The organism is Streptomyces pseudogriseolus, from assembly GCA_002154585.1.
In the GTDB taxonomy this organism is placed as follows: Bacteria; Actinomycetota; Actinomycetes; order Streptomycetales; family Streptomycetaceae; genus Streptomyces; species Streptomyces pseudogriseolus.
Genome location: MUNG01000201.1, coordinates 1 through 11,257, shown reverse-complemented (window position 1 = coordinate 11,257; position 11,257 = coordinate 1). Strand labels below are relative to the sequence as shown.

Sequence of the window (11,257 nt, the reverse complement as noted above, 5' to 3'; positions counted from 1 at the left end):
TTCGCTCGAGCGGGAGGTACCCCCACCGCCCCAGCGGCACGACTGCCCGCAGGCGGCGGCGTCCCTCAGGGGCGCGGGGAACTGCGCGCGCAACCACAACGCAACCCGCACCCGGCGTGCGACTGGAGGCCGGAGGCAGGCGTCCGGCCGTACCGGGTGCCGGGAGGTGACCCGGCGTTACGACGGTGTGCCGAGTTCGGCCCAGACCGTCTTTCCCGCCACGTCGGGCGTCCGAAGCACGCCCCAGTCCAGGCACAGCCGCTGGACGATGAACATGCCGTGGCCCCCCGGGCGCCCCGCGCGGTGAGGCGTGCGGGGCGACGGCTGGCCGGTGCCCCGGTCGGTGACCTCGAGGCGGATCACCTTGCGGTCGCAGGTGATGGTCAGCAGGTCCGGCCCCTCCGCGTGCAGGCACGCGTTGGTGACCAGCTCGGACACGACGAGCAGAACGTCCTCGGCGGCGGCCCGCCGGTCCGCGGTGGCGGCCGGCAGCCAGCCCCAGTCGTACAGCGCCTGCCGCGTGAAGTCACGCGCCATCGGCACGACCCCGCTCTGGTCCTCGAAGCTCAGCCGGCGCGCCTGTGCGCCGCCGGGGGGACCGGGCGGGGACGCCGGGGCGGCGGCGGTGGGCGCGGCCACGCCGCCGTCCGGGCCGCCTGCGGCCGGTGCAGCGCCCCCGGGCGTCCCGGAAGCGCCGCTGGGCTCCGGACCGCGGTCGCCCGGCGAATAGGGCCGGGTGGTGCTCATCAGCGCTTCACCTCACCGTGTCACCAGTTCACCATGCAAATTTTTCCGTACCCGGTCGGTCACGCACGGACGGCCCGAATGGTTCTCGGCGCCCTCCCGACCACCGCGTCCGGGACGTACAGGGTGTCTCCTGCCCGAGCCTTGGGATGGAACACCCCCGTGTTCGCACGAAAAGACCCGCGCGGGGACCCCCGCGGCCGACGGGTGCGATACGAGCACCCCGCCCGGCCCGCCGGCCCGCGTCACGCGGAATCGTCGGCCAGGGCCGCCTCGAGCGTGTCGTGGACGGCGAACACCGCGTCCGCCCCCGTGATCTCGAACACGCGCGCGACGACGGGCTGCATCCCCACCAGGGCCACGCCGCCCCCGCCCGCCTCGGCCTTCAGCCGCGCGCCGAGCAGCACGTTCAGCCCCGTGGAGTCACAGAACTCCAGCCGGGAGCAGTCGATGACGAGCCGCTTGAAACCCCTCGCGAGGCAGTCCTCCAAGGGCTCCCGCAACAGATCGGCGGTGTGGTGGTCCAACTCACCCGCCGGGGTCACGACGGCGCTGGGGCCTTCTTCTCGCACCTCGACCAGAAGCCGGCCCGACTGTGCGCTGCCGACCGTCCCGCGGTCCATGCCGTCTCTCTCTCCCGAGGCCGTGACTGTTCCTGACGCTCTCGAACATTACGCCTTCCGGCCACGCATCGACACTCTAACAATCACGCACAAACGGACATAACCGCACAGAACGCACTTGCGGCGGGCTCCGAGCAGCCGGTAGGGCTAGTAAAGACACGTACCCGACACGGCCGGCTTTGGAGGCGCCGCACACCGCAGTGCACGTATCGGCTTCGGCAGCCATATGCCGAGAACGATGGAGGACATCATGTCACCCCGGCTCGACGCATCGCCTACCCATGGAGCGACGTCGACACCACCTCCGGAACATCTGGATCCCATCGAGCAGGACGGCCTCGGAGCCGTCCCGGACGGTCTACTCGCCGGACTCCCGGAGATCCCCCCGTACGACGAGGTGGGCCCGGTCGACGCCCGGGCCCTGTCCAAGACCCTGTTCGAGCGCCTGGAGTCGCTCGACGAAGGCAGTCACGAGTACTCGTACGTACGCAACACGCTCGTCGAACTGAACCTCGCCCTGGTCAAGTTCGCCGCCTCCCGGTTCCGCTCGCGCAGCGAGCCCATGGAGGACATCATCCAGGTCGGCACCATCGGCCTGATCAAGGCGATCGACCGCTTCGAGCACACGCGTGGTGTGGAGTTCCCCACCTTCGCGATGCCGACCATCATCGGCGAGATCAAGCGCTTCTTCCGCGACACCTCGTGGTCCGTGCGCGTACCGCGCCGCCTTCAGGAACTCCGTCTCGACCTGGCCAAGGCCGGCGACGAACTGGCCCAGCAGCTCGACCGCGCGCCGACGGTGGCCGAGCTGGCGGACCGGCTGGGCATCACCGCCGACGAGGTCGTCGAGGGCATGGCCGCGTCCAACGCGTACACCGCCTCCTCGCTGGACGCCCAGCCCGAGGAGGACGACGCCGAGGGCGCGCTGGCCGACCGGATCGGCTACGAGGACAACGGGATCGAAGGCATCGAGTACATCGAGTCGTTGAAGCCGCTGATCGCCGAACTGCCGTCGCGGGACCGGAAGATCCTCTCGCTCCGGTTCGTGGCCGGCATGACCCAGTCGGAGATCGGCGAGGAGCTCGGCATCTCCCAGATGCACGTCTCCCGTCTGCTGTCCCGGACGCTGGTGAAGCTGCGCAAGGGCCTCACGGTCGAGGAGTGATCCCCGCCGTGTGACGTCCGTCCTCCAGGGGCGGCCCGGGACCTCCGGGCCGCCCTTCAGGGGTTCCAGGCCGCCCTTCTGGGGTGTCAGGGAGCCTGTCCGGCGGCCTTTCAGACCTCCCGCACACCCCTGCGCCACACGCCCGTGACCAGCGGGACGCCCGGCCGGTAGGCCAGGTGGACATGGCTGGGGGCGTCGAGCAGCACCAGGTCCGCGTACGCGCCCGGGACGAGCCGGCCGACGTCGGTGCGCCGCAGCGCGGCGGCGCCGCCAGCCGTGGCCGCCCAGACGGCCTCGTCGGGCGTCATCCCCATGTCCCGCACGGCGAGCGCGACGCAGAACGGCACCGACGAGGTGTAGGACGAACCGGGGTTGCAGTCGGTGGACAGCGCCACGGTCACCCCCGCGTCCAGCAGCCGCCGCGCGTCCGGCCAGGCGGCCCGGGTGGAGAACTCCGCGCCGGGCAGCAGCGTGGCGACGGTCGCGGAGTTCGCCAGCGCGTCCACGTCGGCGTCGGTGAGATGGGTGCAGTGGTCGGCGCTGGCCGCGTCCAGCTCGACGGCCAGCCGCACACCGGGCCCGTACGACAGCTGGTTGGCGTGGATCCGCGGGTGCAGGCCCTTCGCCCTGCCCGCGGTGAGGATCGCGCGGGCCTGGTCGCCGTCGAAGGCGCCTTTCTCGCAGAACACGTCGATCCAGCGGGCGTGCGGCGCGCAGGCGTCCAGCATCGCGCCGGTGACCAGGTCGACGTAGCCGGCCGGGTCGTCGGCGTACTCGGGGGCGACGACGTGCGCGCCGAGGTAGGTCACCTCGTCGGTGTGGCGGGCGGCCAGCCGCAGGGCGCGTTCCTCGTCCTCGACGGTCAGCCCGTAGCCGGACTTGGTCTCGAAGGTCGTGGTGCCCTGGCGCAGCGCCTCCGCGAGATGGCGGGTGAGGGTGGCCTCCAGCTCGGCCTCGCTCGCGGCGCGGGTCGCGGCGACGGTGGTGCGGATGCCGCCGGCGCTGTACGGGCGGCCGGACATGCGGGCGTTGAACTCCTCGGTGCGGTCGCCCGCGAACACCAGGTGTGAGTGGGAGTCGACGAAGCCCGGCAGGACCGCGCGGCCGCCGGCGTCGACCCGGTTGTCAGTGGCGGGTGCTTTGCTTGCTGCACCGGTCCACACGACGCGGTCGCCCTCGATGACGACGGCCGCGTCCCGGACCAGGCCGAGAGGGTCCGGATCGCGGAGGGAGGGGTCGTTGGTGACCAGCGTGGCGATGTTCGTGATGACGGTGGCGCTCATCGTGTCCTCATGGGTCGCGTCCTCATGGGTCGTCAGGCGCGCAAGTCCTGGATCGCCTGCGCGAGTGCTCCGGGCACGTCGGGGACCAGCGTGTGCGCCCCGTCGCGCACCACGTGCCGGCCTGCCACGACCGTGTGCCGCACATCGGCGGCCGTCGCGGCGAATACGGCCGTCTCGGCGCCCAGCCGGGGCAGCGGCCCCGCTGTCCTGACCGAGTCCAGGGCGACAGTGGTGAGGTCGGCGCGCGCCCCGGCCTCGATGACGCCGGTGTCGTCCCAGCCGAGCGCCGCGTGCCCGTCGACGGTGGCCGCGCGCAGCAGGGCGGCGGCCGTCCAGTGACCGCGGGTGCGGGTGCGCAGCCGCTCGTCCAGTTCCATCGCGCGCGCCTCCTCGAACAGGTCGATCACGGCGTGGCTGTCGGAGCCGAGGGAGAGCGGGGAGCCCTCGTTCTGGAGCGCGGCCGCGGGTCCGATGCCGTCGGCGAGGTCGCGTTCGGTGGTGGGGCACATGCAGGTGCCGGTGCCGCTGCCGCCGATCAGGGCGATGTCCTCGGCGGTGAGGTGGGTGTTGTGCACGCCGGTGGTGCGCGGGCCGAGCACGCCGTGCAGGGCGAGCAGCTGGGCCGGGGTGCAGCCGTGCGCCTCCCGGCAGGCGTCGTTCTCGGCGGTCTGCTCGGACAGGTGCACGTGCAGCGGGGCCCGCCGCTCCTCGGCCCAGCGCGCCACCGTCGACAGCTGCTCCGCGGGCACGGCCCGTACGGAGTGCACGGCCGCGCCGATCCGCGCGTGGTCCCGGTCCTTGAGAAGTGAAGAGCGTGCGGCCCAGGCGTCCGCGTCGCCGTCGGAGAAGCGCAGCTGGTGGGCGGTGGGCGGCCGGCCGAAGCCGGAGGAGAGGTAGGCGGTGTCGAGGAGGGTGATGCGGATGCCGGCCTCGGCGGCGGCCGCAAGCAGCGCCTCCCCCATGGCGTTGGGGTCGGCGTAGGGCGTGCCGCCGGGCGCGTGGTGCACGTAGTGGAACTCGCCGACGGCGGTGAGGCCGGCCAGCGCCATCTCGGCGTACACGGCGCGGGCGAGGGCGTGGTAGCGGTCCGGGGTGAGCCGCTCGGCGGTGGCGTACATGACCTCGCGCCAGGTCCAGAAGGTGCCGGAGCCGACCTGGACGGTGGAGCGCAGGGCGCGGTGGAAGGCGTGGCTGTGGGCGTTCGCCAGTCCGGGGAGGGTCAGTCCGCGCAGGATCTCGGCGCCGGGCGGGGGCGCGGGGGTGCCGGCGCGGACGGCGGCGATGCGCCCGTCCGCGACGTCGACGGCGACGCCCGGCTCGACGTGGGTGCCGAGCCAGGCGTGCTCCAGCCAGTACGTCCGCGGGGTGGCGGTCACGGGGCGGCCAGTCCTTCCAGTACGTCGGCGAGGGCGAGGACCCCGGCCACGCAGTCGTCCTCGGCGGCGAACTCGGCCGGGGAGTGCGAGACGCCGGTGGGGTTCCGTACGAACAGCATGGCGGTCGGGACGCGTCCGGAGAGAATCCCGGCGTCGTGTCCGGCGCCGGTGCCGAGGACGGGCGGCGTCGTGCCGCCGTCCTCGGCCAGGATGCGGGCGAGCCGGTCGCGCAGGGCGTGGTCGAACTCGACGACGGGGGTGAAGGACTCGCGTTCCACGTCCAGCTGGACGCCGTGGGCGGTGGCGTGGGCGCGGGCGGCCCGCTCCACCCCGCCGACCACCGCGTCCAGGCGCTCCTGGTCGGCGGCGCGGGAGTCCAGCCAGCCGCGCACCAGGGAGGGCACGGCGTTGACGCCGTTGGGCTCGACGGACATCTTGCCGAACGTGGCGACCGCGCCCGCCTGTTCGGCCTCCCGGCGGGCGGCGAGGACGGTCTCGGCGTACGGCAGCATCGGGTCGTGCCGGTCGGCGAGCCGGGTGGTGCCGGCGTGGTTGGCCTCGCCCCGGAAGTCGAACCGCCAGCGGCCGTGCGGCCAGATCGCGGACGCGACGCCGACCCGGTCGCCGGTGAGGTCCAGCGCCCGGCCCTGCTCGACGTGCAGTTCGACGAACGCGCCGATGCGGCCGAGGCGTACGGGGTCGGGGCCGATGGCGTCCGGGTCGTACCCGGCGGTCTCCATGGCCTGCGGGAGGGTGATGCCGTCGGCGTCGGTGAGCCGGTGGGCCTGGTCGACGGTGAGCGCGCCGGCGGTGAGCCGGGAGCCGACGCAGGCGAGCCCGAAGCGGGCGCCCTCCTCGTCGCCGAAGTTGACGATGCCGAGCGGCTTGGCCGGGCGGACGCCCCGGCGGCGCAGTTCGTCGAGGGCGGCGAAGGCGGAGACGACGCCGAGGGGACCGTCGAAGGCGCCGCCGTCGGGCACGGAGTCCAGGTGCGACCCGGTGACCACGGCGTCCCCGTCGGCGGGGTCGCCGAGCCAGGCCCACTGGTTGCCGTTGCGGTCCACCTCGTGGGTGAGGCCGCGGCGGCGGGCCTGCTCGCGGAACCAGTCCCGGCAGTCGGCGTCGGCGCCGGTCCAGGCGAACCGGCGGTAGCCGCCGCTGGCGGAGTTCCGTCCGAAGGGCAGCAGTTGCCGCCACATCTCGTGGAAGGAGTCCTGCTCGGACTGATGTGACTGCTCGGACTGATGTGACTGCCCGCATTGCTCGGGCGCGGGCCGGACGAAAGGTTCCGGAGTGGCGTTGGTCGAGTGATGGGTCATGCCTGTTCGCCCTCGCGCATGGGGACGCGCACACCGCGCTCGTCGGCGACCGACTCGGCGATGTCGTACCCGGCGTCGACGTGCCGGATGACGCCCATGCCGGGGTCGTTGGTGAGTACGCGGCGGATCTTCTCGCCGGCCAGGGGGGTGCCGTCGGCCACGGTGACCTGCCCGGCGTGCAGGGAGCGGCCCATGCCGACGCCGCCGCCGTGGTGGAGGGACACCCAGGAGGCGCCGGAGGCGACGTTCACCATGGCGTTGAGCAGCGGCCAGTCGGCGATGGCGTCGGACCCGTCGAGCATCGCCTCGGTCTCCCGGTAGGGGGAGGCGACGGAGCCGCAGTCGAGGTGGTCACGGCCGATGACGACCGGCGCGGACAGCTCACCGCTCGCGACCATGTCGTTGAAGCGCTCGCCGGCCATGTCGCGTTCGCCGTAGCCGAGCCAGCAGATGCGGGCGGGCAGGCCCTGGAAGTGGACGCGTTCGCCGGCCATCGTGATCCAACGGGCGAGGGACTCGTTCTCCGGGAAGAGGTCGAGGATCGCGCGGTCGGTCTTCGCGATGTCGGCGGGGTCGCCGGACAGGGCGGCCCAGCGGAAGGGGCCCTTGCCCTCGCAGAACAGCGGGCGGATGTAGGCGGGGACGAAGCCGGGGAAGGCGAACGCCCGCTCGTACCCGGCGAGCTGGGCCTCGCCGCGGATGGAGTTGCCGTAGTCGAAGACCTCGGCGCCCGCGTCCTGGAAGCCGACCATCGCCTCGACGTGCCGGGCCATGGACTCGCGGGCGCGCGTGGTGAAGCCGGCCGGGTCCTTGGCGGCCGCGTCGGCCATGTCCTCGAAGGCCGTGCCGAGGGGGAGGTAGGCGAGGGGGTCGTGGGCGGAGGTCTGGTCGGTGACGATGTCGATCGGGGCGCCCATGGCGAGGAGCTGCGGGACGGCCTCGGCCGCGTTGCCGAGGACGCCGATGGACAGCGGGCGGCGGGCGTCGCGGGCCTCGACGGCGAGCCGCACCGCGTGGTCGAGGCTGTCGGCCTTCACGTCGAGGTACCGGTGCTCGATGCGGCGGTCGATGGCGCGCGGGTCGCAGTCGACGCAGATCGCCACGCCGTCGTTCATGGTGACGGCGAGGGGCTGGGCGCCGCCCATGCCGCCGAGTCCGGCGGTGAGGGTGATGGTGCCGGCGAGGGTGCCGCCGAAGCGCTTGGCGGCGACGGCGGCGAAGGTCTCGTAGGTGCCCTGGAGGATGCCCTGGGTGCCGATGTAGATCCAGGAGCCGGCGGTCATCTGCCCGTACATGGTCAGGCCGAGGGCCTCCAGACGGCGGAACTCCTCCCAGTTCGCCCAGTCGCCGACCAGGTTGGAGTTGGCGATGAGCACGCGGGGCGCCCATTCGTGGGTCTGCATCACGCCGACGGGGCGGCCGGACTGGACGAGCATCGTCTCGTCCTGCTTGAGCCCCTGGAGGGTGCGGACCATGGCGTCGAAGGAGCGCCAGTCGCGGGCGGCCTTGCCGGTGCCGCCGTAGACGACGAGCTTGTCGGGGTGTTCGGCGACCTCCGGGTCGAGGTTGTTCTGGAGCATCCGCAGAGCGGCCTCCTGCTGCCATCCGAGGGCGCTCAGCTGTGTGCCGCGCGGCGCTCGGACGGGACGGGGTCCGGACATGAGGTGCCTCCAGGGTGACGGCGTCGTCGGCGCGTGTCGGACAGCGGATATTCAGATCCTCGCGCTCTGAATAGAGCTAGTCAATACAGGGGGTGCGTCGGCGCCGCCGTCCGGGGGATGTTTGGCTGGATGCATGCGCGCGAACGAGCAGACGGATGACAGGACGGGCGACGTGACGGCCGGGGACGACCCGCGGGCCGCCGGGCGGGCGGCCCGCCGGGACGCCGCGGTACGGGCGGCCGTGGAGCGGGGGTTTCTCGACGACGCCATGCCCCTCGTGGCGCTGCTGGACATCACCGGCATCCGCGAGTCGGCGGCGGACCTGCGGGCCGCCTTCGAGGCCGTGACCGCGCCCGGCACACCGGTGCTGCACGCCTTCGCGGTGAAGGCGAGCCCGCTGGTGCCGGTGCTGCGGCTGCTGCGCGAGGAGGGCATCGGCGCGGAGGTCGCGAGCCCGGGTGAGCTGGCGCTCGCGCGCGCGGCGGGCGTGGAGCCGGGCCGCACCGTGCTGGACTCTCCCGCGAAGACCCTCGCCGAGCTGCGGGAGGCGCTGGAGCTGGGCATCGCCGTCAACGCGGACAACCCGCAGGAGCTGGCGCGCATCGACGCGCTGGTGGCCGGCGCTGAGGTCCGCTCGCCGCTGGGCATCCGGGTCAACCCGCAGGTCGGGGGCGGCTCCATCGAGGCGCTCTCGACCGCCACGGCCACCTCAAAGTTCGGGGTGGCGCTGCGCGACGAGGGCGCACGGGAGTGGGTGGTGCGGGCGTACCTGGACCGGCCGTGGCTGACCCGGCTGCACGCCCACACCGGCTCCCAGGGCATCGCCCTGACGATGATGGCGCGCGGGGTCGCGGAGACGTACGAACTGGCCGAGGAGATCAACCGGCGGGCCGGACGGCGCCAGGTCGACACCCTCGACATCGGCGGCGGACTGCCGGTGAACTTCGCCTCCGAGGACAGCCGCCCCACGTACGCGGAGTACGCGCGGCTGCTGAAGGAGACGGTGCCGGGGCTGTTCGACGGGCGGTACGGGCTGGTCACCGAGTTCGGCCGGTCCCTGCTGGCCAAGCACGGCACGGTGGTCACGCGCGTGGAGTACGCCAAGAGCGCGGGCGGCCGCCCGGTCGCGGTGACCCACGCAGGCGTGCAGGTCGCGACGCGCACGGTGTACGCGCCGCAGTCGTGGCCGCTGCGGATCGCCGCGTACGACGCGAAGGGACTGCCCAAACAGGGCCCGGCGGTCGTCCAGGACGTGGCGGGCCCGGCCTGCTTCGCGGGCGACCTGCTGGCACAGGGGCAGGAGCTGCCCCTGCTGGAACAGGGCGACCACGCGGCGGCACTGGACACGGGCGCGTACTACTTCGCGCACCACTACGCCTACAACTCACTCCCCCGCCCGGCCGTTCTCGGCTACGCACAGGACGCCTCCGGCGACATCACCTTCGCCACGGTCCGCCCGGCCCAGCCGATCGAGGAGATCGTCACAGAATCGGGCGCGGCCCAGAGGGACGCCCTGACGGGACTGGGGTGACTCGGGGTACGCCCCCGTGCCCCGGGCGCGGGGCGCTTGACCACCCCGCGCCCGGGGCGCCCGCTATGCCGCCGTGGCCAGTTTGCGGCGGGCGCCGCCCGGGGCCGCGTCGCCTGCGGCGATGCCTGTCGTGCGGTAGGCCTTGACCGTGCGGCCGACGGGGCGGCCCGCGGACGTGAGCCAGTCCACGCGGACCCACAGCAGCACGTCGTCGGCCCGTTCCAGGCGGCCGATCCACGCCGCCTTCAGCCACAGCCCCGCACCGCACCCGGCGAGCAGCAGTCCCCCCGCGGCGGGCGCCGCCCACGCCGAGCCCAGCGCGGCGAGGAAGGCGAGCAGCAGCCACCAGCGGTGCGCCCGGCGCCAGTTGCGCGCGGTGACCGCGCGGTCCTGGAGCACGTCGTTGCGGCCCGCCCGGGCCGCCGCCCGGGCCAGGGCGCGGTACCGGCCCCGCCGCGTGAGCGCCACGACGGCCGCGGCCCCGAGGAACAGCGCGGCCCCGCCCAGCGCCCCGATCCGCAGCCCCGTCAGACCCGGCACGAACGCCCCGGCGCCCGCGGCGACGACTCCCAGCCACCACAGTGGCGCGGCCCCGGCCCGTACGACGACGGCCACCCGGGCCAGCCCCTGTCCTCCGCGCGTCACGTCCAGCCTCCCGTCATCCGATTCTGAGGAAGTCCCTCTCGGTCCCGGGGGAAGTCCCCCGCGCCGGACGCTAGCGGGGCAAGCTGAGACGAGTCTGAGAAGACGCGGGGGGAAGGCCCTCGCGTCACTCCACGAACAGCCCGCGCGCCGCCGCCCGGGTGTCGAACTCCTCCAGCCGCGCCTGCGCGTCCGGCAGGTCGTCGCACATCGCCTCCAGCAGCACGCGCCCCAGCAGCATCGGCGCGCACGCGGTGTCGAACACCAGCGCGGTGCCGACGGCGGCCGGCAGCAGCAGGTCGGACACCTTGGCGACCGGCGCGAACGGCGAGTCGGCGACGGTGACGACGGTCAGCCCCGCCTCCTTGGCGTGGACGAGCGCGTCGAGGACCTCGCGGGGATGCCGCGGCAGCGCGAAGCACAGCAGCGCCGACGCCCCCGCCCGCACGGCCGCGTCGATCCGGTCGAGCAGCATCGTGCCGCCCTCGTTGAGCAGCCGTACGTCCGGGTGGACCTTGGCGGCGAAGTAGGCGAAGCCGTGCGCCTGCGCGGCGGCGGCCCGCAGACCGAGCACGGGCAACGGCCGGCTCTCCGCGAGGACCCGCCCCGCACGCCGTACGGGCGCGGGGTCGGCCAGCACCTCCGCGAGGTGCCGCAGGTTCTCGATCTCGGCCTCAACCGCCTGCTGGTACTCGTTGGCCGAGCCGGTCTCCGGGGCGGGTTCGGCCGGCGCGACCTCGCGCAGGTGCCGGCGCAGCGCGGGGTAGCCGTCGAAGCCGAGGGCGACCGCGAACCGGGTCACGGAGGGCTGGCTCACCCCGGCCAGCTCGGCCAGCTCCACGCTGGACAGGAACGGCACGTCGGCGGCGCGCCGCACCATGCTGTGCGCGATGCGCCGCCGACGTGCCGTTCC

The 11,257-nt window shown here is 73.8% G+C and carries 10 protein-coding genes; 2 read left to right on the top strand and 8 right to left on the bottom strand.

The annotated features are described in order from the left end of the window. Positions 1–177: 177 nt before the first annotated feature. Together CCN29_RS19015 and CCN29_RS19010 are read right to left on the bottom strand one after the other, a co-directional pair. Entirely contained in the window at positions 178–747 is a 570-nt protein-coding gene (locus CCN29_RS19015; protein ID WP_031022037.1) for an ATP-binding protein, read from the bottom strand. A 242-nt stretch (positions 748–989) separates the two neighbouring features. Beyond that, positions 990–1,367: an STAS domain-containing protein gene (locus CCN29_RS19010; protein WP_031022035.1), complete on the bottom strand. Its 378-nt coding sequence runs from the start codon at positions 1,365–1,367 to the stop codon at positions 990–992. 250 nt (positions 1,368–1,617) lie between these two features. Between CCN29_RS19010 and CCN29_RS19005 the strand changes: the two genes are divergently transcribed. Further along, entirely contained in the window at positions 1,618–2,532 is a 915-nt protein-coding gene (locus tag CCN29_RS19005) for an RNA polymerase sigma factor SigF (RefSeq protein WP_063829118.1), read from the top strand. 110 nt (positions 2,533–2,642) lie between these two features. Here the strand turns inward: CCN29_RS19005 and hutI are convergent, their stop codons facing one another. The 4 genes from hutI to hutU all read right to left on the bottom strand — a co-directional run bounded on the left by hutI (position 2,643) and on the right by hutU (position 8,171). Next, entirely contained in the window at positions 2,643–3,815 is a 1,173-nt protein-coding gene (gene hutI, locus CCN29_RS19000; RefSeq protein ID WP_031022033.1) for an imidazolonepropionase, read from the bottom strand. Positions 3,816–3,847: 32 nt separating this feature from the next. Further along, a complete protein-coding gene (locus tag CCN29_RS18995; protein WP_031022032.1) occupies positions 3,848–5,191 on the bottom strand; it encodes a formimidoylglutamate deiminase in 1,344 nt (447 codons plus the stop codon). After that, the gene (locus CCN29_RS18990; RefSeq protein WP_086683265.1) at positions 5,188–6,390 is read right to left on the bottom strand and encodes an allantoate amidohydrolase; all 1,203 of its coding nucleotides are present in this window, start codon (positions 6,388–6,390) and stop codon (positions 5,188–5,190) included. Before CCN29_RS18990 ends, CCN29_RS18995 begins: the two co-directional genes overlap by 4 nt. A gap of 116 nt (positions 6,391–6,506) precedes the next feature. Continuing rightward, complete coding sequence (gene hutU / locus CCN29_RS18985; protein WP_086683262.1) at positions 6,507–8,171, bottom strand: urocanate hydratase; 1,665 nt, start codon at positions 8,169–8,171, stop codon at positions 6,507–6,509. A gap of 133 nt (positions 8,172–8,304) precedes the next feature. On the opposite strand from hutU, the gene CCN29_RS18980 reads away from it, so the two are divergent. Further along, positions 8,305–9,702, top strand: a complete 1,398-nt coding sequence (locus tag CCN29_RS18980; protein ID WP_086683259.1) for a type III PLP-dependent enzyme domain-containing protein — start codon at positions 8,305–8,307, stop codon at positions 9,700–9,702. Positions 9,703–9,765: 63 nt separating this feature from the next. On the opposite strand, the gene CCN29_RS18975 is transcribed toward CCN29_RS18980, so the two are convergent. Together CCN29_RS18975 and CCN29_RS18970 are read right to left on the bottom strand one after the other, a co-directional pair. After that, the gene (locus CCN29_RS18975) at positions 9,766–10,347 is read right to left on the bottom strand and encodes a hypothetical protein (protein ID WP_086683257.1); all 582 of its coding nucleotides are present in this window, start codon (positions 10,345–10,347) and stop codon (positions 9,766–9,768) included. 124 nt (positions 10,348–10,471) lie between these two features. Further along, positions 10,472–11,257: MurR/RpiR family transcriptional regulator (locus CCN29_RS18970; RefSeq protein WP_107481713.1), on the bottom strand; the 786-nt coding region annotated here is incomplete at its 5' end.

Bases quoted from the DNA above. Each gene is read 5' to 3' on its own strand.
- CCN29_RS19015 (WP_031022037.1), bottom strand. From the start codon at position 747: ATGAGCACCACCCGGCCCTATTCGCCGGGCGACCGCGGTCCGGAGCCC.
- CCN29_RS19005 (WP_063829118.1), top strand. From the start codon at position 1,618: ATGTCACCCCGGCTCGACGCATCGCCTACCCATGGAGCGACGTCGACA.
- hutI (WP_031022033.1), bottom strand. From the start codon at position 3,815: ATGAGCGCCACCGTCATCACGAACATCGCCACGCTGGTCACCAACGAC.
- CCN29_RS19010 (WP_031022035.1), bottom strand. From the start codon at position 1,367: ATGGACCGCGGGACGGTCGGCAGCGCACAGTCGGGCCGGCTTCTGGTC.
- CCN29_RS18990 (WP_086683265.1), bottom strand. From the start codon at position 6,390: ATGTGGCGGCAACTGCTGCCCTTCGGACGGAACTCCGCCAGCGGCGGC.
- hutU (WP_086683262.1), bottom strand. From the start codon at position 8,171: ATGTCCGGACCCCGTCCCGTCCGAGCGCCGCGCGGCACACAGCTGAGC.
- CCN29_RS18980 (WP_086683259.1), top strand. From the start codon at position 8,305: ATGCGCGCGAACGAGCAGACGGATGACAGGACGGGCGACGTGACGGCC.